The following is a 22,568-nucleotide window of genomic DNA, read 5'->3' as shown; positions in this document are numbered from 1 at the left end:
TCGGCGCCTTCATCGACGAGACAACCGGGAAGGAGACACCCATGGGCCGAGCCAGAATCGAACACACCCCCGACGGCTATTACCTGAACCGCACGCCGCTCTTCGCGTTCACGCTGCTGTGCTGCCTGTTCGCGCTGTGGGGCACCGCCGCGAACCTGAACGACGTGCTGATCGCGCAGTTCAAGAAATCGTTCTTCCTGTCCGATTTCGAATCGGCGTTCGTGCAGTCCGCGTTCTATCTCGGCTACTTCTTCCTCGCGATTCCGGCCGCGACCGTCGTGAAGAAGTTCAGCTACAAGACGACAATCCTCGTCGGCCTGCTGCTCTACACGACCGGCTGCCTGCTGTTCTTCCCGGCCGCGTCGATGGCGAAGTACGGGATGTTCCTCGTCGCGCTGTTCGTGATCGCGGCGGGCCTGTCGTTCCTCGAAACCGCGTCGAACTCATATTCGACGCTGATGGGCCCGCGCGAAACCAGCACGCGGCGGCTGAACATCTCGCAGACGTTCTATCCATTCGGCGCGATGGCAGGCGTGTACATGGGCAGCTTCCTGATCTTCAAGGAAGGCGATGCGTCGCATGCGCAGCTCGCCGCGATGTCCGCGGCCGAAGCGCACGTGCACCAGCTCGCGATGATCCAGGCCACGCTCGAGCCGTACAAATGGCTGATCGTCGTGCTCGTCGCCGTGTTCATCGTGTTTGCGCTCACGCCCTACCCGGCCTGCAAGGGCAACGGCCCCGGCGTGGCCACGCACCGGATCGACGCGCGCGGCACGCTCGCACGCCTGTTCGGCAACCGGCGTTTCGTCGCGGGCATCGTCGCGCAATTCCTGTACGTCGGCGCGCAGGTCGGCGTGTGGAGCTTCACGATCCGGCTCGCGATGCAGATCGGCGGCCTCACCGAGCGCGGCGCGTCGCACTACCTGCTTGCCACGTTCTTCGCATTCTTCGTCGGCAAGCTGGTCGCCACGCTCGTGATGAAGCGCGTCGGCCCGGCCAAGGTGCTGATCGTCTACGGCATCCTGTGCATCGCGCTGCTCGCGTACACGATCAGCGTGCACGACATCACGGCCGTCTATGCGGCCGTGGGCGTGAGCGTGTTCCTCGGCCCGTGCTGGCCGACGATCTACGGCCTCACGATCGACGGGCTCGGCAAGGACACCGAATACGGCGGCTCGATCCTCGTGATGAGCATCGTCGGCGGCGCGGTCGTGCCGCTGATCCAGGGGCTGATCTCCGATCACACGGGCGGCAACATGCAGCTCGCGTTCGTCGTGCCGCTCGCATGCTTCGTCGTGATCGTCTACTACGGCTTCTACTGCCTGCGCCACCTGCCGGCCGCAACGCCCGACGCAGCCGCCGACGGCAACGCGCCCGCGCGCTACGCCGCCACGCGCAACACGTCGGGAGCATGAGCATGCGAGGCGAAATCGAGCTGCGGCGCGACGACTTCCGCGACACGCCGCGCACGCTGTACCGCACCGACGGCCTCACCGTCACCGCATTCGCGTATCCGTCCGGCGTCGAGGCGCTGAAGCTCGAGAACCGTCGCGGCCATCTCGTCGTGCTGCCGTATCTCGGCCAGATAATCTGGGCCGCCGCGTTCGACGGGCGCGACCTGACGATGAAGCATATGTTTCGGCAGCCGAAGCGCGCGGCATCGATCATCGATACCTACGGTTGCTTCATGTTCCACAGCGGGCTGCTGCGCAACGGCTGCCCTGCGCCGGACGACACGCATGCGCTGCACGGCGAGATGCCGTGCGCGCCGATGGATCGCGCGAGCCTCGTCGTCGGCGCGGATGCGCGCGGCGCGTTCGTCGAAGTGACCGGCGAATACGAATACGTGCAGGGTTTCGGCAGCCACTACGTGGCGCGTCCGTCCGTGCGGCTCGCCGAGCACGACGCGCAGATGACGATCGCGATGGACGTGACGAATCTCGGCGGCACGCCGATGGACCTGATGTACATGGCGCACCTGAACTACGCGTACGTGCCGGGCGGTCGCTTCGTGCAAGCGTTGCCTCGAGGCGGGTTGCGGTTGCGCGACAGCGTGCCTGCTCACGTGAAGCCGACCGCCGCATGGCGCGACTACACGGCCACGCTCGCGCGCCAGCCGGAACGGCTTCAGACGCTCGATGCACCCGCGCTGTACGACCCGGAGATCGTGTTCTTCATGAACGGTGCGGAAACGGATACCGACGGCGTCGCGCATTTCCTGCTCGCACATCCGGATGGCGGCGCGTTCCACACCGCGTACCGCCCCGAGCAATTTCCACATGCGACGCGCTGGATCCTGCACAACGCGGACCAGCAGGTCGCCGCGTTCGCGCTGCCGTCGACCTGCGAGCCGGAGGGTTATGAAGCCGAACGCCGCAAGGGCCATGTGGCGACGCTCGCGCCGGGCGCGACGCGCCGCTTCGAAGTCGTCACCGGCTACCTGAGCGCGGCGGAAGCCCGCGATGCGTGAAGCGATGCGCGGCCGCGTGGCGTCAGGTCACGAGCGCGATCCCGTGTTCGCGGATCGTCGTTTCGTAGCGGCGGCTCAGTTGCCCGTCCGAAATCACGTAGTTGAAGTCGGTCAGCTCGGCGAAATAGGCGGCGCGCACTTCATCGAACTTCGTGTGGTCGACGAGCAGGAAGCGGTTCTGCGCGCGCTCCATCACCTTCTTCTTCGCGTCGACTTCGTGGAAGTTGAAGCAGGTCACACCGCAGCGGTCGCTCACGCCGGCCGCCGAGATGAACGCCTTCGATACGCGCACCGTGTCGAGGATGCCCGTCTCCGCCACCGACTCGAACACCATGTTCTTGCGGTGGTACGCGCCGCCGCACAGGATCACGCTGCAATGCGGCTTCTGCTGCAGCTTCGCGAACACGTTCAGCGAATTGCAGACCGCGGTGAATTCGAGGTCGTCCGGAATGAAGTCGACGACGAACGGCGTGGTCGAGCCGCAGTCGACGAAGATCGTGTCGCTTGTCGTCACGAACTGCGCGGCCAGCTTGCCGATGCGGCGCTTCTCCTCGGTCTGCCGGTTGTTCTCGGCGCTGACCACGTACTCGCCGATGTCGCTGCGCTGCGCGGCGAAGTGGCGCGTCACGTAGCCGCCGATCAGGCTCAAGCCGTGCGGGTTGTCCGCGAGATCGCGGCGGATCGTCATCTCGGACACGCCGAACAGCTCGGCCACTTCCTTCAGATGAATCGCGTTCTGCCCTTGCAGCACGTTCATCAATGTCTTGATCCGTTCGCCTTTCTTCGTTTCCATGCCAGTATCCTGCGTGCCCGTCGCATCCGTCGCGTGTCGTACCGGGCGCGCGGGCCCGGCCGGAATGTCGTATTTGTAACAAACCGATGTGAAAACATCAACTTTACGTGTGCCCTTCCGGCACACGCTCCGTGGAGTCCTGACACATGCCGCTTTCCAACGCCCAACTCGCTCAAACCATCGATCACACGCTGCTCGCGCCCGACGCGAGCGACGCGCAGATCCGCGAACTCTGCCGCCAGGCGGCCGGGCATCGCTTTTACTCGGTCTGCGTGAATTCGGCGAACGTGCCGCTCGCCGCGCGCGAGCTGGCCAGCACCGGCGTGCTCGTGTGCGCGGTGGTCGGTTTTCCGCTCGGCGCGGGGCTGTCGGCCGCCAAGGCATTCGAAGCCACCGCCGCGATTGCGGCGGGCGCCGGCGAGATCGACATGGTGATCAACATCGGCGCGCTGAAGAGCGGCCGCGCCGACGACGTGAAGGCCGATATCGAAGCCGTGCACCAGGCATGCGGCGCGGTGCCGCTCAAGGTGATCCTCGAAACGGGGCTGCTGACCGACGACGAGAAGGTGCGCGTGTGCGAGATGTGCCGCGATCTCGGCGTCGCGTTCGTGAAGACGTCGACCGGATTCGGCCACGGCGGCGCAACGCTCGCGGATGTCGCGCTGATGCGCCGCACGGTCGGCCCCGTGCTCGGCGTGAAGGCATCGGGCGGCGTGCGCGACCGCGCGGCCGCGCTGGCGATGATCGAGGCCGGCGCGACGCGGCTCGGCACGAGTTCGGGGGTGGCAATCGTTACCGATCAGGGGGCGAGCGAGTCGGCGTATTGACGGACGCTCCAGGCCGCCGACGGATTCCCGGACGCAGCCGCGGTGGTACGCTTGGCGCTCCCGCGTGCCGGTTCGCGCGCCTCCTTCGTCCTTCCGATGAGAACGCTCTCCGTCTGGTTGAGATCCGGCCTCCTGCTCGCGATCGGCATCGCGGTCGTGCTGTGGGGCGGCTTCACGTTGGCCGATGGCGTGATCCTGCGGCACGCGCAGGCATGGCCGCACGTGCCGGCGACCCTCGAGCAATGCGCGGCAACGCTGCAATACGGCCGGCACTCCGCTTACTGGGAAGTCAGTGCGCGGTTCCGCTACGGAGACGGACGCGAATATGTCACCACGTGGCAGCCCGCCGATGGCCTGACCGACGAGCACGATCCGACGCCTGCCCGCACCGACGCGCAGACGGCCGCCTATTGCGGCGCAGCCGCGCAGGACGGGCTGCGCGTATCGCCTGCCTATCCCGGCATCGCGCGCCTCAACAGCGCCGCGATGTCGGACGAATGGGAATTCAGGCTGATGCTGGGCGCGGCACTGCTGCTGGTCGGACTGGTCAACGGCTTTACCGGCTTCTGGCTGCTGCGGCACGGCGACCCGCCGCCGCGTCGCCTGTTTTCGCGAGAGTAGCGCGGCGGTCGATGCGTGCGGCTCCTCGACGGTCCGATGAAAACGCGCTTCTTCCGGTCGAGCACCGGCATCCTGCTCACGACGGGTAAAAACGACATGAACGTCTCGACAAGCAATCTGAACGCGCTCCCCGACATCGCCGGCCTGATGCGCCTGACGCAGTCGCTGGCGACCCTTGATGCGGTCCTGTCGCAGGAGTGGGAATACCGGTACTACTCGTTCAACCAGGCATGGGCAGACGGGGAAAAGATGGCGTCGATGCGCAACGGCTCCGGGGACCAGTGGTTTGCGATCTTCTCCTCCGCGGGTGCCGCCCTCCACGGCGTGCTACGCGAGGCGCCGATGTACCGGCCGGGCCCCCCCCGGCCCGCCATCTTCAGCGGCCTGCCCGAAGCATTTCACGCCAACCTGCTGCACGAACCGGCATTCACCACCCGGGACAGCACGTTCTGCATCTGGCGCCTGGCCCATGAAGCGCGCTGGTCCTGCGGGCCGGTCGAATCGTCCACGGCTGAAGACCCGGATGGCTCCGCCCGGTTGCTCGGCATACTTGCCGGACGGCCCGAGCAGTACGTCGAATTCGCCGCCGACTATTACGAGTGCGACATCGATCCGCGCGACGTTGCGGCCGTATATCGCCACGAACCGCTTGACGCCGGGCTCGTCCGGCGACTCAATCCCGAATGCGATTTCGCGTCCCTCGACGACGATCTCGCCGAGATCGGCTATCCGCGCTCCGCTGCGGGCGGTCGCTAGCGCAGGACACACGCCGCAGCGGGAAATCTTCTCGTCGACAGGGAGCCAGCATGGCCAATCGATCCTATCTCTATAGCCTCGGCAACCGGCTGACATCGTATGAAGATCGTCCCGAGACGATTTCCGGGCTGTCGGACCAGCGGAATTTTTGGTGTTGTTCTTCACGGCGGACTGTTTGAGTTGCGGCGAGCCGGCATGCAGTGAGGATCGGTCAAGCCACCCGATCGCTTATGACAAAATGCACGGACGGCGCGTACCGCCGGTTACACCAGGAAAGCAAATCTCATGAAGATCGTGGCGTGTCTCCTGGCAGCGGGCATCGCCCTGACTGCCGTTTTACCGTCGATCGCTGCGGCGACGCCTTCGACGAAGCCGACGGAGGTCACCGGCGTCCTCACGGGTGGAGGCGGTATCGACGATATGAGTATCGTGATCCGCACTGACAGCGGCCGTCGCATCGACGTGTATTGCGTACAGATGTGCGGCACCGACTGGTTCGTCGAGACCGGTGACGCGATGAAGTTGAAAAAGGCCCTGGTGGGGCGACGGGTCAGTCTCCGCTACGCGACTGAAATCAACAACGATCGAGTGGCAGGCCCGGGGCGCAACGAAGCGATCGATGTGGTCAAGAGCGTACGTCTGCTGCGCTAACCCCTGCTGGCGGCACGCCGTGCCGCGTGTCGATCGTGTCGATACCGCTGACGTGCCGCCCGCCGCCTGTGCCGGGCCGTCAGCCGCCGCCAGCCAGCCCCGCGATCCGTTCGCGCAGCCGCGGCGCAACGAAATCGAGAAACGCACGCAGCTTCAGCGGCATCGGCGCCTGCCCCTTGTGCACCAGGCTGACCGGCAGCGGCTGCGATTCGAACGTATCGAGCACCACGTCCAGCGTGCGATCGCGCAGCACCTGCGCAACCTGATACGACAGCACGCGGATCAGCCCGACGCCGAGCACCGCCGCATCGATGGCCGCCTCGGCCGTATTCACCGCGAAGCGCGAGTGCACGGGCACCGTCAGCTCGCCCTTCTCGCCGTCGAACACCCACGCGCGGCGCGACGCCAGCACCTCGAACGTGATGCATTGATGCCGTGCCAGATCGGCCGGCTCGGCGGGCGTGCCATGCGCAGCCAAATAGGCCGGGCTTGCGCAGATCACGCGGCGAACGCTGCCGACGCGGGTCGCCATGAAGCTGCTGTCGGGCAACTCGCCGATCCGCAGCGCGACGTCGATCTGCTCCTCCATCAGATGGGCAACGCGATCGGTCAGCACCAGCCGCACGTCGATCTCGGGATACTGCGCGAGAAACGCAGCCACCACCGGCACGACATGCAGACGCCCGAACACGATCGGCGCGGTGACGATCAGCTCGCCGCGCGGCGCCGCGTATTCGCCGGTGGCCGCACGCTCGGTTTCCGCGATGTCGTCGAGGATGCGCCGGCAACCGGCGACATAGGACTCGCCCGCCTCGGTCAACGACAGTTGCCGCGTCGTGCGATGCAGCAGCCGCGTATTCAGGTAGGACTCGAGCTCGGCGATCTTGCGGCTCACGGTCGCCAGCGGAATGCCGAGCTGGCGCGCGGCGGCCGACATGCTGCCGGCATCGATCACCGCCACCAGCAGGGACATCGACTCGAGGCGGTTCATGTTACCTCTCAAATTTCGGAAAGATGATTCCATATTCTGGTGGATTATCTTTTCCAGTGCAAGACAGTACGCTCCTTTCACCCCATCCCGCCGGCCGCCTCTGCTGCCTGCGATGACGGATCGCCATGAGAAAGGAGCCTGCCATGAACGAATTCCCTGTCGCGTCGGGCATGCCGCCCATCGCATCGCCTGCCGCCACGCCGCCCGCCGCCGCGTCGCGCGGCAAGATCGTCGCGATGGCCGCCATCGCCGGCGCGGTCGTGACCAACATCTACTGCACGCAACCGATCCTGCCGCTGATCGCGCAGGACCTGCATGCCGACCCGGCGACGGCCGACCTCGTGGCCGGCGCGGCGCTGCTCGGCTTCGCGACCGGGCTGGCGCTGCTGCTGCCGCTCGGCGACCGCTACGACCGGCGCAAGCTGGTGCTGGGCCAGATCGTGCTGGCCTTCGCGTTCGCGGTGGCGTCCGCGCTCGCGCCGGGTGTGTGGGCGCTGATCGGCGCCGCGTTCTCGCTCGGTGTGGTCAGCTGCGTGCCGCAGCAACTGGTGCCGTTCGCGGCCGTGATGTCCGCGCCCAATGAACGCGGGCGCAACGTCGGCACGGTGGTCACCGGCATCATGGTCGGCATCCTGCTCGGCCGCGCGGTCAGCGGCCTGATCGCCGCGCATGCCGGGTGGCGTGCAGTGTATGCCGTCGAAGCCGCCGCAATGGTGCCGGTGGGGATCGCCGCCGCGTGGCTGCTGCCGCGCGGCGTGCCGAGCACCACGCTGTCGTATGGCCGGCTGCTCGCGTCGCTGTGGACGCTGGCGCGCGCGCATCGTCCGATCCGCGAATCGATGGTCGTGCAGGCACTGCTGTGGGCCGCGTTCAATGCATTCTGGGTCAATCTCGCAGCGCTGCTCGCCGACGGCCCGTGGCATCTCGGCAGCGCGTGGGCCGGCGGCTTCGGCATCATCGGCGCGGCGGGGGCACTGGCCGCCACGATCGGCGGCCGGGCATCGGACCGGATCGGCACGCGGCGCGTGATCGGCCTGGGCATCGCGATCGTTACGGTCTCCTACCTGATCCTCGCCGGGGCCGGCAGCTCGCTCGCGCTGCTCGTCATTGGCGTGGTGGTGCTCGACATCGGCGTGCAGGCCGGCCTGGTCGCGAACCAGACGCGCGCGTTCGCCGCCGATCCGAAGGCACAGGGCCGCATCAACAGCCTCTACATGACCGCGACCTTCGTCGGCGGCGCGCTCGGCGCGATCGTCAGCGGTGCGCTGATGGCCCGCTTCGGCTGGCACGGCGTGGTCGCGTTCGGCATCGCGGCCGGGCTCGCCGCCGCACTCGTGCATCGCTGCGGGGCGCCGCGCTGAGCCGGCACGCGTCATGATCGACGTCGACCTCGTTCACAAGGCGCTGGCGCATCCGTTTCGGCGAGATGTGCTGCGATGGCTGAAGTCGCCCGATGCGTCGTTACCAGACGCCGCGCGCCTTCGTTCGCCACACGGCGTTCCGCTTTCATCGATCGTGGTACGCAGCGGCTTGTCGCAATCGACCGTGTCCGCGCACCTCGCCGTGCTGCGCGAGGCCGGCCTGATCGTCGCGACGCAGGTCGGCCAGTGGCGCTTCGTCGCCCGCGACGACTCGGGCATCGCGGCGTTCGTCACGCAGGTCGTCAGCGATCTCTGACCGGCGAAGGCGGGCCCTGGCAGTTTCACCAGGAGCGCCGCGATGCCTCTTCCGCCCGCTCCGCGACACCGGCACAATGCCGGTCATGCTTCAGGACAACGCCTTCGTTTACCCTTCCGCCGGCCCCGTCGGACGCCTCGCCAACCGGCTCGTCGCGAGCCGCCCGCTGCTGCGCACACGCCGCGCGCTGCTGTCGCGGCTGCCGTTCCTGCAGCTCGCGAGCGACGTCGAGAACGTCGTGTACTGCACGTGGCTCGTCGATGTCGCCGCCGTCGCCCACCTGGTGCCGCGCGGCGTCACGCTCGCGAGCCGCGACGGCCGCACGCCGTTCACGATCCTCACCTATGCGCACCGCCATTTCGGCCCGCGTATCGCAGGCCCGCTGCGACGCGTGTTCCCGTCGCCGCTGCAGAGCAACTGGCGGCTTTATGTCGACGCGCTGCCGGGCGGCGTGCCGGCCGATCGCACGGTGCTGTTCGTGAAGAACATATTCGATCATCCGCTCTATGCGCTCGGCAGCCGGCTCTTCAGCGACGCGCTGCCGTCCCATCTTGCCGAACGCTTCACGCATGCCGCGCAGGACGGACGGTATCGAACGCTGCTGTCGGGCGGAAGCGGGAGCGCGCCCGATTTCCACTGTGCGGCAGCGGCGTCGGGCGACTACTCGCTACCCGAGGCATTCGCGCCGTTCTTCGAAAGCTGGCGCGACGCCGTCGCTTACCTGTCGCTGCAGCACGCGGCCGTCGCGCATGTCGCGGACTGCGACCGCCTCGCGCATGCGTCGATCGACCTGCCGATCGATATCGACGCGGTCCGGCCGCTGAAACCGGTCGAACCGGTCGGCGGCGGCGAGTTCCTCGCGCGCATCGGCGCGACCGGCGAACCGTTGTGCTTCGTTGTGCCGGACGTCGCGTTTCGCGTGTTGTCGGAGCGGGTGCTGTAGCGCCCTGCTCAACCCGTGCGCAACGCGGGTGCGCTTTCATCCGCGTCACTTTCGTCCGCCAGCCGCCCGACGTAGTCGCGCACGAACTGCACGGCGATCCGCCCCGACCGCGCACCACGCTCCAGCGCCCACTGCAGCGCCGGTTCACGCGCCGCACGAATCTGCTCCGTATCGAACCCGGCCTCGCCGAGCCGGCTTTCGACGACAGCCAGATACGCGTCCTGCGTGAACCCGTAGAACGTCACCCAGATCCCGAAGCGCTCGGACAGCGAGATCTTCTCCTCCACAGCGTCGCCCGGATGCAGCTCGCCGTTTTCCGCACGCGACACATTCGCGTTGTCGCTCGCCTGCTCGGGCATCAGGTGGCGGCGATTCGACGTCGCGTACACGAGCACGTTCGACAGGTCGCTTGCGACCGAGCCGTCGAGCACCGTCTTCAGTTCCTTGTAACCGGTCTCGCCCGCCTCGAACGACAGGTCGTCGCAGAACACGATGTACCGCTCGGGCCGCGCACGCACCAGCTCGACGATCGCCGGCAGGTCGCTCAACTGCTCCTTGCCGACCTCGATCAACCGCAGCCCGTGCGGCGCGAACGCGTGCAGGCACGCCTTCACGATCGACGACTTTCCGGTGCCGCGCGCGCCGGTCAACAGCACGTGATTCGCCGCGAGCCCGCGCACGAACTGCCGCGTGTTCCGTTCGACGATCGCCACCTGACGCTCGACGTTGCGCAGCGCATCGAACGCGATGAGCGCGGGCGCCGCGACCGGTTCGAGCGGCGCCGCTCGCGGCCCGCCGTCGAAACCGCGCCAGCGGAATGCGACAGCCGCGTCGAAATCGACGGGCGCCGGCCGGCCGGTACCGGCCAGTGCTTCGAGCGCGGTCGCGATCCGTTCGAGCTGATGCGCGAGCGCCGGGCCATCCCCGGATGCGCGAGCATCCGGCAGCACGGCCATCAGGTTCTGCATGTCGCGATCGCCGCTCATTGCCGCACTCCTTGCGACGCACTCGCCTGGAACGGAAACCGCTGCGCGATCGCCACGCCGACGAGCGCCACACCGCCGCCGATCAGGTGATACAGCCGCAACGATTCGCCGAGCAGCACGATCGCACCGCCGGCCGTCATCACCGGCAGCAGGTTCATGAACATCGCGCAGCGGCTCGGGCCGAGCAGCCGCACGCCCTGCACCCACAGATACGGCAGCACCACCGACGCCAGCACGCCGGCGTACAGGATCAGCGGCACGCTCGCCCGCGTCGGCCATGCCGCCTGCGCGGGCAACCGCAGCAGCATCGGCACCATGAACACGAGCGCGGCAAGCGCCTGCACGTAGGTCGACTGCCACGCCGGCAGCGCACCGATGCGCCAGCGTTTGAGCAGCACGCCGTACAGCGCATACGCAGCCGACGCGGCCAGCATCAGCAGGTCGCCGGCCTGCACGCCGCGCGCGGCGATCGTCGCCGGGTGCCCCTCGGCGATCAGGTAGACGACGCCCGCGAGCGACAACACCCCGCCGCCGACCATGCCCGCGCCCGGCGGATCGCCGAGCAGCAGCGAGCTGAGCAGCATCGTCATCAGCGGCACGAGCGCCGTGATGATCGCCATGTTGGTGGCGCTCGTCGTTTTCGCGGCCTCGTAGGACAGGCTCTGGAACAGCGCCATCGCGAGAAAGCCGAGCACCGCGAGCTTCGGCAGGTGCGCGACGAGCGCCGCGCGATTGCGCCACGCGGGGCGCAACGTGAACACGCTCATCAGCGCGACGGCAAGCAGCAGCCGGTAGAAGGTGATCGCCGACGGGTCGATCGTCGACGCCGACAGCTTCGACACGACCACGTTGCCGGCCCACAGCGCGATCGCACAGAAAGGAAACAGAAATGGGGACTTGTTCATCGCGTTTGACGGATTAATATCCTGACAGGGGTCTGGCGTGGATGGGAACGCCATCGTGCCCGCCCGTCCACCTGCCTGTCTCACGCCAAAATGTCACGACTTGTCGCCAATCGGACACTCGAGTCCACCCCGCCCGGTGCACACCTGCGCTTCGAATCGACGCCGATGCCCGTATCGGCGATGGCGGCGACGTACGCGCACGGCACGTCGATCGCGCCGCACCGGCATCGCCGCGCGCAGCTGCTCTATGCGATCGAGGGCGTGATGCACGTGCAGTCGGAAGGCGCGTCGTGGGTCGTGCCGCCGACGCGCGGCGTGTGGCTCGAAGCCGGTCTCGACCACACGGTGCAGATGAGCGGCGACGTGCAGATGCGCACCGTGTTCGTCGAGCCCGGTGCGGTCGAGCACCTGCCCGCACGGAGCTGTGTCGTGGAAGTGCATCCGCTGCTGCGCGAGCTGATCCTCGCCGCGGTCGACGTGCCGCTCGACTATGCACCGGGCTCGCGCCACGATCACCTGATGCACCTGCTGCTCGCCGAGGTGACGGTCGCGCCGCTGCTGCCGCTGTACCTGCCGTGGCCGCACGACCCGCGCCTGCGCACGATCTGCGACGCGCTCGTCGCCGCGCCCGACGACCTGCGCACGATCGCCGAGTGGGCCGACCTGCTCGGCCTGTCGGTCCGCACGCTGCATCGCGCGTTCCGGCGCGAGACGGGGCTCAGCTTCCGCCGCTGGCGCGAACAGGCGCGGCTGCTGCTCGCGCTCAAGCGCCTCGCGCACGGCGAGAAGGTGCTGACCGTCGCGATGGATCACGGCTACAGCAGCCAGAGCGCGTTCTCCGCGATGTTCAAGCGGCATTTCGGCGTGTCGCCGTCGGCGTTTTATGCGTAGTGCGGGTTCGTGCGCGGCACGATCGCCGAATACCGGTTGCCCGGGCAGGCCGCGCGCACCGCATGACGCGCGCCGCTACCGCGCCGCAATCCCCGCGATGAAAAACACGCACGCGGCGGCCGACGCCACCGTGCACACGTGATTCCACATCGTCCAGTCGTGCACGTAGCGCGTCCACAGCGCCGCGCCGTGCGCGGTCGACGGATCGGCCGCGGCGAGCGCATCGTTGAGCGGCACGTTGACGGCCATCGTCACCGCGAACATCCCGAACACATAGAGCACGCCGCCCGCGACCGCCAGCATCGCGCCCGGCTGCTCGCGATTGAACAGCGCCAGCACGATCAGGGCGAGCGCCATCAGCGTCGTGACGAGGAACAGCGGCATGAACGGCGAACGCACGATGTCGACGTTGATCGCGTTCATCGCGGCCACGCCGGCATGCGGCGCGATCCGTCCGAGCGACGTCATCACGAACGTCGAGAACGCGAAATACACGCCGGCCATCAGCCCGCAGCCGATGGCCGAGCCCCACAGCAATGCGGCAGTCACGAGCGCGATCATGATCGTGCACTCCACACGCCGGTCGCGGCTGTCGCCCGCGCGTAGTCGGCGAAATCGCGTGCCGGCCGGCCGAGCGTCTCTTCGATGCCGTGCGCCACCGCGCTGTTGCGCCCGTCGAGCACCACGTTGAACAGATCGTCGAGCAGCGCGACGACCGGCTCCGGCACGCCGACCTCGCGCAATCCGGCAACGAACGCATCGGCCGGAATCTCGCGATAGACGACCGGCCGGCCGGCGGCCCGCGCAATTTCGGCGACCGCCTCGGCAAACGTCAGCGCACGCGGGCCCGTGACCTCGATCACGCGGTTCGCGAAGCGCGCATCGGTAAGCGCGGCCACGGCGACGTCCGCGATGTCGTCCGCATCGACGAACGGCTCGCGCACCGCGCCGGCCGGCAATGCGACTTCACCGGCCAGCACGCCGTCGATCAGGTAGCCCTCGGAGAAGTTCTGGTTGAACCAGCTCGCACGCACCACACCCCAGCCCACGCCCGACGCCTGCAGGGCGGCCTCGGCAGCCTGCGCGCCGGGCTCGCCGCGCCCGGACAGCAGCACGACGCGCTCGACGCCGCTTTCCCGCGCAAGCCGTGCGAATGCGGCGATCGCGTCCACCGCGCCTTCGACGGCCAGGTCCGGCTGGTAGGTCACGTAGGCGGCCGATACGCCTTCAAGCGCGGCCGGCCACGTCGCGGGCGCCGTCCAGTCGAAGCAAACGGCCGACGTGCGCGACACGGGCCGGGTTGCGATGCCGCGCGCGCGCAGCCGGGCATCGACGCGGGCGCCCGTCTTGCCCGAACCGCCGACGATGAGAGTGGGAAGTGCCGTCATGACCGTCTCCTTTGGCTAAAATACGAGAATGTCTCGCGTTTCAAAAACACGATAGACTCTCGCATTAGCAACGTCAAGTTTTTCCGGAGGCGGCATGGGCCGACAAAAATCGGGGCAGAACAGCGGGCCCGAAACGGCGGCGGATACGGCGGATACACCGGCGCGAGCACGTCTGGTGCCGACGCAGCAACGCAGCCGCGAGCGGTTCGAGCGCATCCTCGCGTGCGCGTCGGAAGTGATGATCGAGAAAGGCTGCGATGCATTCCGGATGAGCGACATCGTCGAGCGCACGGGCATCTCGTTCGGTTCGCTGTACCAGTACTTTCCGGACAAGGCGGCCGTGATCGGCACGCTCGCGGAGCGCTACAACGAAGCCGGCCACGTCTGCGTGCGGCGTGACCTGGCCACGATGAAGACGCTCGACGACCTGCACGCCACGCTCGCCCGCATCACGGACAGCTACTACCGGATGTTCGTCGACGAGCCGCTGATGCGCGACATCTGGCGGGCCACGCAGGCCGACCGCGCGCTGCAGGCGCTCGACCAGGCGGACGGCGAGTTTCTGGCGGGGCTGTTCGCGGATGCGCTGGGCGAAGTGGCGCCCGACACCCCCCATGCGCAACGGAGCGCATTCGCCGAGCTGATGATGATCCAGATCGCAGCGGCCGTGCGCCATGCGATCACGCTGCCGCCGAAGGCGGCGCAGCAGATCCTCGCGATGTTCAAGCGTGCGCTGCCGCGGGACCTGTCGGTGCTGGACGCGTAGCCGTGTCAAACGAAGTACGCGGCCGGCACCGGCTTCGCACCGCGCCTACTGGCTACGGAACCGGTCGCCCATCGACGCATCGCACGAAATCCGCCGAAGGCAAACGAGTCTGACGTTCGTCACGGCATGACTGGCGGATGGTAGCTGAGCGTGCTCGCAAGAGCCCAGAGCATGAAAATCACGAGCGGCAGATGCACGCATCAACTGCGTGAACGTGAACCCCACGATGTCGCGGGCACGCAGCCCAAGCACACCGAGGAGCGGCAGCATCCAGAACGGGTTGACCAGGTTCGGCAATGCCCCGGCGGCGTTGTAGACCGTCACCGCCCAGCCCAGATGGACGTGCAGCAGTTTTGCCGCCTCGATCACGTAGGGCGCCTCGATGATCCACTTGCCACCGCCCGACGGAACGAAGAATCCGAGGACGGCTGAGTACCCCCCCATCACCGCGGGAAACGATGATTGCGAGGACAGCGCGACGAAGGCGAGATTGACCCCAGACAAGTGCAACCGTTCGTGAAGACCGGCGCGGAGCGCCCGGGCAGAGCGGGCGTAACGATCGGTGGCCGGCGTCCGATCACGCGGCGCCGGCCCGTGCACGTCAGCGCTTCGCCGGCACCGGCGGCTCGCCCGCCGTCGTCGCGTTGCGCGCCCAGTCGGCGAACTCGGTGTCGTAGCGATTGCCGATGTACGCGACATAGTTTGCGTAGCCGTCGTAATCGCCCACCCGGAAGCGCGACACGATCGTGTCGACGTCCGCGCGATGGCGCTCGAACATGAAGCGCGTCGCCATGTAGCCCCACCGGTACGCGCGCGTGACGTAGTCACTCGACGCGTAACGCGTGCCGAGCACGTCCGAGAACCGGTACGCGCCCGTTCTCACCGCGTCGATCGACTCCTGGTTGTCGTTCTTTCTCGACAGATACTCGGCGACGCCCTCGATCCACCACACGGTCGGCTTCGCGGTGCTCACCGAGAAGTCGCCCGCCATGTCGTAGCGGCCGTCGAGATAATGCGTGAACTCGTGCTCGAGGTTCCACACCTTGAACTCGGGCCGCAGCCACGATGCCTCGTGCGCGATGAAGCGCGCCTGGTTGCCGGGCGCGGACGGATCGCCCTCGAGATACATGCCGCCGTTGTCGGTGCTGATGCCGTAGATCACCGACGCGTATTTTCGATAGTTCGCGTAGTCATCGAAAATGACGAGTTCGATCGTGTCGTTGCGATCGCCCGCGACCGGCTTGCGCCCGGTCTTCATCATCCGGTGGAAGTAGTCGTCCTGCTGCGCGACCGCCGTGCAGACCGACTGCAGCTGCGGCATCGTCATGTCCTGCGCGAGAATGCGCACGCTCGCGTTGCAAGCGTAGCGATTCGAGAGCACCGCGTCGGTCAGCCGCCTCTTGTAGTCGCAGGTGCCGTAGTCCGCGCAGTTGGCCGGATCGCCGTAGTCGACCGCTTCCGCCGCCGCGAGCCAGAGATCGCTGTCCGCGCCCGTCATGCTCGTCGACGCGAGCATGTCCTGGATCATTTTCTTCACGCGCGGCTTCTGCGTCGGATAGCGGAGGAAGCGAAACGTTTCGCGCGCCGCGTCGGCCAGCTGATAGGCGGCGCTCGTGTTCGACAGGCTCGCGCGGTTCGCGGTGACGAAGCGGTTGAGCGTCTCCGGAAGCGTCGCGTCGCTGTCGAGCATCGGCTGCGCGCCGCTGCGCTGGTGCGCGTAGAAGAACACCGTGAGCAAGCCGGTGAAGCCGCCCGCCGCACTGCGCTGCAGCAGCGGCGCCGCCGCTTGCGGATTCGCCGCGCTCACGGTGTAGGACGCGATCCGGTTCTTCAGCGCCGGCAGGTAGTACGCTTCGTCCCGCATGTTCGTGATGAGCTTCATCAGCTCGTTCGCGGTGCTCGGCGCGCGCGCATTGTCGCGATAGAGCGCATCGCCCTCGAGGCTCTGCTTGATATACGGGCGCAGCGACACCGCGAGATTCGGAATCGGGTTCGCAATACCCGATACATCATATTGGTAATAAGCGGCACGCAGATAAATCAGCAAATTGACCAGGATCAAATTGCTCGCATCGTATTTATAGATTTCCTGCACGAAACGACCCGCGACAGCGTGCACGTTTTCGGCATTGAAGATCTGCGTGGCCTGCGCTTTATCGACCGAGAACAGGCCGTAATGGCATTCGTAATCGGGAAGATTCGCAATGTAATCGGCGAGCGCCGTGCCGCGATACTGGGTCATCGCCGACATGTCGCGGCAATCGGCGCCCGACGTGCTGCGCTTGCTGCGCGTGGCCGGCTGCTTGAGCGGCGAAGGCCTGGTCAGGGCCGCGCGATCCTGCTCGCTGAGCGGCAGGTTGTACTGCGCCTGCTCGGGCGACACGGGCAGATTCTGCGGCACGCGAGGCATGCGTGCCTGCTTGGGTTGCGTCGGCTGGGCCGGCTCGGTATTGGCCGATGCGGTACCGGCCAGTCCGGCGAATACCGACCACGCGACGATGGCCAGCCAGCGGCGGTTTTTTTCAAGCACCTCGGTTATTGCCACTTTATTTTCTCTCGGTTGTTTTTGGGCAACCAAGATATAACATTACATATTGAAACGTCAATTTAATCGATATGAAAGATATAGTCTTGAATTATATTAACTATTTTAAGATTAAAATCGATTTGCGAAATAATTCAACCGGCCGATGCGAAGCGGCGCGGCGTCGAGCAGACACCGTTCTCCTGCGCGTGCGTTCATGACGCCGGCCTTTGGTACGACGCGATCTTGCGGTTCGTCGGCAAGTTCATCGCGACTCGGTATCCGGACGGCGATCTGGCGATCGCGACGAACATCCCGCTTCAGCGCTTCTTCGACAAACTGATTCCCGCATTCGACTTCGTCACGCCGGCCAACGTCATGAACACGATACAGACCTGACCGGCGCGTGCGTCGGATCGGCACTCATTGAAGCCTCGCGGCAAACACGTGCTGAAGACGGACATCGCCATCCAATGAAAAACGCGGATGGCGAACCGCACCGGATGAACGACATCATCCGGCACGACTCGCCATCCGCGTTGAAGACCTTCCGGTCCGCTGCTTACTTGCTGTAGTCGTACACCCCACGCCCGGTCTTCCGCCCGAGGCGCCCGGCCGTCACCATCTCGCGCAGCAGCGGGCACGCACGATACTTCGGATCGCCGAAGTCCTTCACGAACACGTCCATCACCGCGAGGCACACGTCGAGGCCCACGAGGTCGGCCAGCGCGAGCGGCCCGATCGGGTGGTTCGCGCCGAGTTTCATCCCCGCGTCGATCTCCTCGGCCGACGCAATGCCTTCCGCCAGCACGAAAAACGCCTCGTTGATCATCGGCACGAGAATCCGGTTCACGACGAAGCCCGGCGAGTTGCGCACGCCGATCGGCGACTTGTCGAAACGCTCGGTCAGCGCACGCACCGCCGACGCGGTCGCGTCGCTCGTCTGCAGCCCGCGGATGATCTCGACGAGCGGCATCAGGGGCACCGGGTTGAAGAAGTGCATGCCGACGAAGCGCGCCGGATCGGCGAGCGGCGCCGCGAGCGCGGTGATCGAGATCGACGACGTGTTGGTCGCGATGATCGCGTCGGGCCGCGCGACGGCCTCGATCTGCTTCAGGATGCGGCCCTTCAGCTCGACGTTCTCGGTCGCGGCTTCGATCACGATATCGGCCGACGCGAGCGTCGCGTAGTCGGTCGACGTCGTGATGCGCGCCAGCGCCGCATCGCGCGTGGCGGCGTCGAGCTTGTCCTTCGACACGAGCCGCTCGAGGCTGCCCTTCAGCGTCACGATACCCTTCTCGAGCGCCGCGTCGCTGACGTCGATCATCACGACGTTGAGTCCTGCAACGGCGGCGGTCTGCGCAATGCCGTTGCCCATGGTTCCGGCGCCCACGACGCCGACGATTTCGATGGCCATGAAATTTCCTGTGTGTTCGGGTACTGAGCGTTCGATTATCAGATGTTCTCGAAGATCGCAGCAATCCCCTGGCCACCGCCGATACACATCGTCACGAGCGCGTAACGCCCGCCGATGCGCTTCAGTTCGTACAGCGCCTTGACCGTGATCAGCGCGCCGGTCGCGCCGATCGGGTGACCGAGCGAAATGCCCGAGCCGTTCGGGTTGACCTTCGCCGGATCGAGGCCGAGCTCCTGCGTGACCGCGCACGCCTGGGCCGCGAATGCCTCGTTCGCTTCGATCACGTCGAGATCGCTGATCTTCAGGCCCGCGCGTTCGAGCGCCTTCTGCGTGGCCGGCACCGGGCCGATGCCCATGTATGCCGGATCGACACCCGCGTGCGCATACGCAACGAGGCGTGCGAGCGGCTTCACGCCCTGCGCACGCGCAGCGTCCGCGCTCATCATCAGCACGGCCGCGGCCGCATCGTTGATGCCCGATGCATTGCCGGCCGTCACGGTGCCGTTCTCCTTCGTGAACACCGGGCGCAGCTTCGTGAAATCGTCCGCGCTTGCGTCATGACGCACGTGCTCGTCGGCGTCGAACGCGACCTCGCCCTTCTTCGTGCGGATCGAGATCGGCAGGATCTGGTCCTTGAAGCGCCCTTCCGCGATCGCGCGCGCCGCGCGACGATGCGATTCGAGCGCCAGCGCATCCTGCGCGTCGCGCGAGATGCCGTACTTCTTCGCGACGTTCTCGGCCGTCACGCCCATGTGGATCGTCTGGAACGGGTCGTGCAGCGCGCCGAGCATCATGTCGACGAGCTTGCCGTCGCCCATGCGCTGGCCGAAGCGCGCAGCCGGCACCGTGTACGGTGCGCGGCTCATGTTTTCCGAGCCGCCGCCGATCGCGACGTCGGCATCGCCGAGCATGATCGTCTGCGCGGCCGACACGATTGCCTGCAGGCCCGAACCGCACAGGCGGTTCACGGTCAGCGCGGGCGTGTGCTGTGCCACGCCGCCATTGATCGCCGCGACGCGCGCGAGGTACATGTCCTTCGGCTCGGTGTTCACGACGTGGCCGAACACGACATGCCCGACTGCGTCGCCCGGCACGTTCGCACGCGACAGCACTTCGGCGACCACCTTCGCACCGAGGTCGGTCGGCGAGAAATCCTTCAGGCTGCCGCCGAAATCACCGATCGCGGTACGGACACCGCTCACCACCACGACTTCTTTCGCTGCATTGCTCATCGTCTCACTCCGGTTCGTTCGCGCCCGCAGGCGCGGGGATACGTTGCGTTACATGTTCGGGTAATTCGGCCCGCCGCCGCCTTCCGGCGTGACCCACACGATGTTCTGCGTCGGGTCCTTGATGTCGCAGGTCTTGCAGTGCACGCAGTTCTGCGCGTTGATCACCAGGCGGTCGCTGCCGTCGTCGTTCTTCACGAATTCGTACACCGCCGCCGGGCAGAAGCGACCTTCCGGTCCCGCGTACGTGCGCAGGTTCACGTTCACCGGCACGCTCGCATCCTTCAGCGTCAGGTGCGCCGGCTGGTTCTCCTCGTGGTTCGTGTTCGAGATGAACACCGACGACAGCCGGTCGAACGTCAGCTTGCCGTCCGGCTTCGGATACTCGATCGGCTCGCATTGCGACGCAGGCTTCAGCATCTCGTGATCCGCGTGCTTGTGATGCAGCGTCCACGGCACGTTGCCGCCCATCACCTTCTGCTCGAGCCCGACCATCAGCGTGCCGAGATACAGTCCCTTCGCCATCCACTGCTTGAAGTTGCGCGCGCGGTACAGCTCCGTGTACAGCCACGATTGCTTGAAGGCATCCGGGTACGCGTTGAGCTCGTCCGACTGGCGGCCGGCCTGCACCGCGTCGAACGCGGCGTCCGCTGCCAGCATGCCGGTCTTGATCGCCGCGTGGCTGCCCTTGATCCGCGACGCGTTCAGGAAGCCCGCGTCGTCGCCGATCAGCGCGCCGCCCGGGAACACCGTCTTCGGCAGCGACAGCAGCCCGCCGGCCGTGATCGCGCGCGCGCCGTACGACACGCGCTTGCCGCCTTCCAGGAACGCGCGGATCGACGGGTGCGTCTTGTAGCGCTGGAATTCCTCGAACGGCGACAGGTACGGGTTCGTGTAGCCGAGGCCCACCACGAAACCGACCACGACCTGGTTGTTGTCCATGTGGTACAGGAACGAGCCGCCGTAGGTGTCCGACTTCAGCGGCCAGCCGGCCGTGTGGATCACGAGGCCCGGCTTGTGCTTGGCCGGGTCGATCTCCCACAGCTCCTTGATGCCGATCCCATAGGCCTGCGGTTCCGCGTTCGCGTCGAGCTTGAACTTCGAGATCAGCTGGCGGCCGAGATGGCCGCGGCAGCCTTCGGCGAACAGCGTGTACTTCGCATGCAGCTCCATGCCGAGCTGGAAGTTCTCGGTCGGCTCGCCGTCCTTGCCCACGCCCATGTTGCCGGTCGCGACGCCCTTCACCGAGCCGTCGTCGTTGTACAGGATCTCGGCGGCGGGGAAGCCGGGGAAGATCTCGACGCCCAGCGCTTCCGCCTGTGCCCCAAGCCAGCGCGTGACGTTGCCCAGCGAAATCACGTAGTTGCCGTGGTTCTGGAAGTTGGCGGGCAGCGCCCAGTTCGGCGTGGTGACCGCGCTCTTCTCGGACAGGAACAGGAAGCGGTCTTCCGTCACCTCGACGTCGAGCGGTGCGCCGCGTTCCTTCCAGTCGGGGAACAGTTCGTTGATCGCGCGCGGATCCATCACCGCGCCCGACAGGATGTGCGCGCCGATCTCGGAGCCCTTCTCGAGCACGCACACGCCGATCTCGGTGCCTTTTTCGGCGGCCAGTTGCTTGAGCCGGATCGCCGCCGACAGCCCGGCGGGGCCGCCGCCGACGATCACGACGTCGTATTCCATCGATTCGCGCGGGCCGTACTGCGCGAGCAAGTCCTGTGTGGTCAAAATCCTGTCTCCTCCTGCGTCCCGACCGTCAACCGGTCAGAACTGGTCTTCCGTCAACGCGAGCACGCCCTCGTTGCCCTTCGTGCCGACGATCGACGCTTCGAATGCGCCCGCCTGCACCAGCACGTGCTCCGCATAGCATTGCGCGATCGCGATCTTCGCGTCGAAGAACGCCGGATCGCTCGCACGCTGCGCCTGCGCCGCCACCAGCGCGCGGCCCATCTGCCACCCGCACAGCACCACGCCCGCCAGCTTCAGGTACGGCACGCTGCCCGCGAACACCGCGTTCGGGTCCTGCTTCACGTTCGCCACCACGTAATCGACCACCGACGACAGCGCCTTTGCGCCCTTCTCCAGCTGCGCCTTCACCGACGCAGCCGCCGCGCCGTCCAGCTTGCCCAGCGCCGCCACCGTGTCGCCGATCTCCGCGATCAGCGCCTTCGCCACCGCGCCGCCGTCGCGCATCGTCTTGCGGCCCACCAGGTCGTTCGCCTGGATCGCCGTCGTGCCTTCGTAGATCGCCAGGATCCGCGCATCGCGGTAGTACTGCGCCGCGCCCGTTTCCTCGATGAAGCCCATCCCGCCGTGCACCTGCACGCCCAGGCTCGCCACGTCGTTCACCATCTCCGTGCTCCAGCCCTTCACGACCGGCACCAGATATTCGTAGATTGCCTGATGACGGGCCCGCGTCGCCTCGTCCGAATGGCGGTGGGCAATGTCGCTGTGCGCGGCGGCCACGTAGGCCAGCGCCCGCGCGCCTTCGGTCATCGCACGCATCGTGCCGAGCATGCGGCGCACGTCCGGGTGATGGATGATCGTCACCGACTGCTTGGCCGAGCCGTCGACCGGGCGGCTCTGCACGCGCTCCTTCGCGAATTCCGCCGCCTTCTGGTATGCACGGTCGGCCACGCCGATCCCCTGCATCCCGACGCCGAAGCGCGCCGCGTTCATCATGATGAACATGTATTCGAGGCCGCGGTTTTCCTCGCCGACCAGGTAGCCGATCGC

23 protein-coding genes and 1 pseudogene are annotated in these 22,568 nt (G+C 66.8%); 12 read left to right on the top strand and 12 right to left on the bottom strand.

Annotation, left to right across the window (positions count from 1 at the left end; all coding sequences use genetic code 11):
- Positions 1-41 precede the first annotated feature (41 nt).
- Both fucP and BDI24065_RS29255 read left to right on the top strand, forming a co-directional pair.
- Positions 42-1,415, top strand: a complete 1,374-nt coding sequence (gene fucP / locus BDI24065_RS29260; RefSeq protein WP_175034187.1) for an L-fucose:H+ symporter permease — start codon at positions 42-44, stop codon at positions 1,413-1,415.
- Between the two features lie 2 nt (positions 1,416-1,417).
- Positions 1,418-2,470, top strand: coding sequence for an aldose 1-epimerase family protein (locus tag BDI24065_RS29255; RefSeq protein ID WP_175034186.1), 1,053 nt, complete (start codon positions 1,418-1,420; stop codon positions 2,468-2,470).
- Between the two features lie 22 nt (positions 2,471-2,492).
- Here the strand turns inward: BDI24065_RS29255 and deoR are convergent, their stop codons facing one another.
- Positions 2,493-3,263 (bottom strand): DNA-binding transcriptional repressor DeoR, encoded by a 771-nt coding sequence (deoR, locus tag BDI24065_RS29250; RefSeq protein ID WP_175034185.1) that lies wholly within the window; start codon positions 3,261-3,263, stop codon positions 2,493-2,495.
- Between the two features lie 146 nt (positions 3,264-3,409).
- On the opposite strand from deoR, the gene deoC reads away from it, so the two are divergent.
- The 4 genes from deoC to BDI24065_RS29230 all read left to right on the top strand — a co-directional run bounded on the left by deoC (position 3,410) and on the right by BDI24065_RS29230 (position 6,118).
- Complete coding sequence (gene deoC, locus BDI24065_RS29245; RefSeq protein ID WP_175034184.1) at positions 3,410-4,090, top strand: deoxyribose-phosphate aldolase; 681 nt, start codon at positions 3,410-3,412, stop codon at positions 4,088-4,090.
- 96 nt (positions 4,091-4,186) lie between these two features.
- Entirely contained in the window at positions 4,187-4,711 is a 525-nt protein-coding gene (locus tag BDI24065_RS29240) for a DUF3592 domain-containing protein (RefSeq protein ID WP_175034183.1), read from the top strand.
- Positions 4,712-4,747: 36 nt separating this feature from the next.
- A complete protein-coding gene (locus tag BDI24065_RS29235; RefSeq protein WP_175034182.1) occupies positions 4,748-5,467 on the top strand; it encodes a hypothetical protein in 720 nt (239 codons plus the stop codon).
- A 285-nt stretch (positions 5,468-5,752) separates the two neighbouring features.
- Complete coding sequence (locus BDI24065_RS29230; protein ID WP_175034181.1) at positions 5,753-6,118, top strand: hypothetical protein; 366 nt, start codon at positions 5,753-5,755, stop codon at positions 6,116-6,118.
- Between the two features lie 79 nt (positions 6,119-6,197).
- Here BDI24065_RS29230 and BDI24065_RS29225 read toward each other — a convergent pair whose 3' ends face one another.
- On the bottom strand, positions 6,198-7,109 hold the full coding sequence (locus BDI24065_RS29225; protein ID WP_175034180.1) for a LysR family transcriptional regulator: 912 nt from the start codon (positions 7,107-7,109) through the stop codon (positions 6,198-6,200).
- A 143-nt stretch (positions 7,110-7,252) separates the two neighbouring features.
- Here BDI24065_RS29225 and BDI24065_RS29220 point away from each other — a divergent pair, with 143 nt between their 5' ends.
- From BDI24065_RS29220 to BDI24065_RS29210, 3 genes are all read left to right on the top strand, one after another.
- Positions 7,253-8,470 (top strand): MFS transporter, encoded by a 1,218-nt coding sequence (locus tag BDI24065_RS29220; RefSeq protein ID WP_175034179.1) that lies wholly within the window; start codon positions 7,253-7,255, stop codon positions 8,468-8,470.
- A gap of 13 nt (positions 8,471-8,483) precedes the next feature.
- On the top strand, positions 8,484-8,786 hold the full coding sequence (locus tag BDI24065_RS29215) for an ArsR/SmtB family transcription factor (RefSeq protein WP_175034178.1): 303 nt from the start codon (positions 8,484-8,486) through the stop codon (positions 8,784-8,786).
- Positions 8,787-8,862: 76 nt separating this feature from the next.
- Complete coding sequence (locus BDI24065_RS29210; RefSeq protein WP_175034177.1) at positions 8,863-9,729, top strand: DUF2071 domain-containing protein; 867 nt, start codon at positions 8,863-8,865, stop codon at positions 9,727-9,729.
- An 8-nt stretch (positions 9,730-9,737) separates the two neighbouring features.
- Here the strand turns inward: BDI24065_RS29210 and BDI24065_RS29205 are convergent, their stop codons facing one another.
- Positions 9,738-10,685 carry an ATP-binding protein gene (locus BDI24065_RS29205; RefSeq protein ID WP_175034244.1) on the bottom strand — a complete coding sequence of 316 codons (948 nt, stop codon included), beginning with the start codon at positions 10,683-10,685 and terminating at the stop codon, positions 9,738-9,740.
- A 26-nt stretch (positions 10,686-10,711) separates the two neighbouring features.
- Positions 10,712-11,620 (bottom strand): DMT family transporter, encoded by a 909-nt coding sequence (locus BDI24065_RS29200; protein ID WP_175034176.1) that lies wholly within the window; start codon positions 11,618-11,620, stop codon positions 10,712-10,714.
- Between the two features lie 90 nt (positions 11,621-11,710).
- Here BDI24065_RS29200 and BDI24065_RS29195 point away from each other — a divergent pair, with 90 nt between their 5' ends.
- Positions 11,711-12,511: an AraC family transcriptional regulator gene (locus BDI24065_RS29195; protein WP_039362607.1), complete on the top strand. Its 801-nt coding sequence runs from the start codon at positions 11,711-11,713 to the stop codon at positions 12,509-12,511.
- A gap of 75 nt (positions 12,512-12,586) precedes the next feature.
- Here the strand turns inward: BDI24065_RS29195 and BDI24065_RS29190 are convergent, their stop codons facing one another.
- Together BDI24065_RS29190 and BDI24065_RS29185 are read right to left on the bottom strand one after the other, a co-directional pair.
- Complete coding sequence (locus BDI24065_RS29190) at positions 12,587-13,072, bottom strand: anthrone oxygenase family protein (RefSeq protein WP_175034175.1); 486 nt, start codon at positions 13,070-13,072, stop codon at positions 12,587-12,589.
- Positions 13,069-13,899, bottom strand: a complete 831-nt coding sequence (locus tag BDI24065_RS29185; protein WP_175034174.1) for an NmrA family NAD(P)-binding protein — start codon at positions 13,897-13,899, stop codon at positions 13,069-13,071. Before BDI24065_RS29185 ends, BDI24065_RS29190 begins: the two co-directional genes overlap by 4 nt.
- Positions 13,900-13,993: 94 nt before the next feature.
- Between BDI24065_RS29185 and BDI24065_RS29180 the strand changes: the two genes are divergently transcribed.
- Entirely contained in the window at positions 13,994-14,665 is a 672-nt protein-coding gene (locus BDI24065_RS29180; RefSeq protein WP_175034173.1) for a TetR/AcrR family transcriptional regulator, read from the top strand.
- A gap of 119 nt (positions 14,666-14,784) precedes the next feature.
- On the opposite strand, the pseudogene BDI24065_RS29175 reads toward BDI24065_RS29180, so the two are convergent.
- Both BDI24065_RS29175 and BDI24065_RS29170 read right to left on the bottom strand, forming a co-directional pair.
- A pseudogene (locus BDI24065_RS29175) lies at positions 14,785-15,148 on the bottom strand (TIGR00366 family protein); the annotation flags it as partial.
- A gap of 118 nt (positions 15,149-15,266) precedes the next feature.
- Positions 15,267-17,210 carry a collagenase gene (locus tag BDI24065_RS29170; RefSeq protein ID WP_175034172.1) on the bottom strand — a complete coding sequence of 648 codons (1,944 nt, stop codon included), beginning with the start codon at positions 17,208-17,210 and terminating at the stop codon, positions 15,267-15,269.
- 225 nt (positions 17,211-17,435) lie between these two features.
- Between BDI24065_RS29170 and BDI24065_RS29165 the strand changes: the two genes are divergently transcribed.
- On the top strand, positions 17,436-17,588 hold the full coding sequence (locus BDI24065_RS29165; protein WP_175034171.1) for a hypothetical protein: 153 nt from the start codon (positions 17,436-17,438) through the stop codon (positions 17,586-17,588).
- Between the two features lie 163 nt (positions 17,589-17,751).
- Here the strand turns inward: BDI24065_RS29165 and BDI24065_RS29160 are convergent, their stop codons facing one another.
- The 4 genes from BDI24065_RS29160 to BDI24065_RS29145 form a co-directional block, all read right to left on the bottom strand.
- A complete protein-coding gene (locus BDI24065_RS29160) occupies positions 17,752-18,606 on the bottom strand; it encodes a 3-hydroxybutyryl-CoA dehydrogenase (RefSeq protein ID WP_175034170.1) in 855 nt (284 codons plus the stop codon).
- 38 nt (positions 18,607-18,644) lie between these two features.
- Entirely contained in the window at positions 18,645-19,838 is a 1,194-nt protein-coding gene (gene bktB / locus BDI24065_RS29155; RefSeq protein WP_175034169.1) for a beta-ketothiolase BktB, read from the bottom strand.
- 48 nt (positions 19,839-19,886) lie between these two features.
- Positions 19,887-21,515, bottom strand: coding sequence for an electron transfer flavoprotein-ubiquinone oxidoreductase (locus BDI24065_RS29150; protein WP_438820039.1), 1,629 nt, complete (start codon positions 21,513-21,515; stop codon positions 19,887-19,889).
- A gap of 81 nt (positions 21,516-21,596) precedes the next feature.
- The coding region (locus tag BDI24065_RS29145) for an acyl-CoA dehydrogenase (RefSeq protein ID WP_175034167.1) at positions 21,597-22,568 on the bottom strand (972 nt) is incomplete at its 5' end.

This window comes from Burkholderia lata, assembly GCF_902499025.1.
Taxonomy (GTDB): domain Bacteria; phylum Pseudomonadota; class Gammaproteobacteria; order Burkholderiales; family Burkholderiaceae; genus Burkholderia; species Burkholderia lata_C.
The sequence above is the reverse complement of the archived record's forward strand: the minus strand, read 5'-3'. Positions and strand labels throughout refer to the sequence as shown.

What these genes read in the sequence shown, in the direction of transcription:
- BDI24065_RS29235 (WP_175034182.1), top strand. Translation starts at nt 4,748, where the DNA reads ATGAAAACGCGCTTCTTCCGGTCGAGCACCGGCATCCTGCTCACGACG.
- BDI24065_RS29200 (WP_175034176.1), bottom strand. Translation starts at nt 11,620, where the DNA reads ATGAACAAGTCCCCATTTCTGTTTCCTTTCTGTGCGATCGCGCTGTGG.
- deoC (WP_175034184.1), top strand. Translation starts at nt 3,410, where the DNA reads ATGCCGCTTTCCAACGCCCAACTCGCTCAAACCATCGATCACACGCTG.
- BDI24065_RS29190 (WP_175034175.1), bottom strand. Translation starts at nt 13,072, where the DNA reads ATGATCGCGCTCGTGACTGCCGCATTGCTGTGGGGCTCGGCCATCGGC.
- BDI24065_RS29220 (WP_175034179.1), top strand. Translation starts at nt 7,253, where the DNA reads ATGAACGAATTCCCTGTCGCGTCGGGCATGCCGCCCATCGCATCGCCT.
- BDI24065_RS29210 (WP_175034177.1), top strand. Translation starts at nt 8,863, where the DNA reads ATGCCGGTCATGCTTCAGGACAACGCCTTCGTTTACCCTTCCGCCGGC.
- BDI24065_RS29215 (WP_175034178.1), top strand. Translation starts at nt 8,484, where the DNA reads ATGATCGACGTCGACCTCGTTCACAAGGCGCTGGCGCATCCGTTTCGG.
- BDI24065_RS29205 (WP_175034244.1), bottom strand. Translation starts at nt 10,685, where the DNA reads ATGGCCGTGCTGCCGGATGCTCGCGCATCCGGGGATGGCCCGGCGCTC.
- BDI24065_RS29150 (WP_438820039.1), bottom strand. Translation starts at nt 21,515, where the DNA reads ATGGAATACGACGTCGTGATCGTCGGCGGCGGCCCCGCCGGGCTGTCG.
- bktB (WP_175034169.1), bottom strand. Translation starts at nt 19,838, where the DNA reads ATGAGCAATGCAGCGAAAGAAGTCGTGGTGGTGAGCGGTGTCCGTACC.
- BDI24065_RS29255 (WP_175034186.1), top strand. Translation starts at nt 1,418, where the DNA reads ATGCGAGGCGAAATCGAGCTGCGGCGCGACGACTTCCGCGACACGCCG.
- BDI24065_RS29185 (WP_175034174.1), bottom strand. Translation starts at nt 13,899, where the DNA reads ATGACGGCACTTCCCACTCTCATCGTCGGCGGTTCGGGCAAGACGGGC.
- BDI24065_RS29240 (WP_175034183.1), top strand. Translation starts at nt 4,187, where the DNA reads ATGAGAACGCTCTCCGTCTGGTTGAGATCCGGCCTCCTGCTCGCGATC.
- fucP (WP_175034187.1), top strand. Translation starts at nt 42, where the DNA reads ATGGGCCGAGCCAGAATCGAACACACCCCCGACGGCTATTACCTGAAC.
- BDI24065_RS29195 (WP_039362607.1), top strand. Translation starts at nt 11,711, where the DNA reads ATGTCACGACTTGTCGCCAATCGGACACTCGAGTCCACCCCGCCCGGT.
- BDI24065_RS29225 (WP_175034180.1), bottom strand. Translation starts at nt 7,109, where the DNA reads ATGAACCGCCTCGAGTCGATGTCCCTGCTGGTGGCGGTGATCGATGCC.
- BDI24065_RS29180 (WP_175034173.1), top strand. Translation starts at nt 13,994, where the DNA reads ATGGGCCGACAAAAATCGGGGCAGAACAGCGGGCCCGAAACGGCGGCG.
- BDI24065_RS29160 (WP_175034170.1), bottom strand. Translation starts at nt 18,606, where the DNA reads ATGGCCATCGAAATCGTCGGCGTCGTGGGCGCCGGAACCATGGGCAAC.
- BDI24065_RS29230 (WP_175034181.1), top strand. Translation starts at nt 5,753, where the DNA reads ATGAAGATCGTGGCGTGTCTCCTGGCAGCGGGCATCGCCCTGACTGCC.
- deoR (WP_175034185.1), bottom strand. Translation starts at nt 3,263, where the DNA reads ATGGAAACGAAGAAAGGCGAACGGATCAAGACATTGATGAACGTGCTG.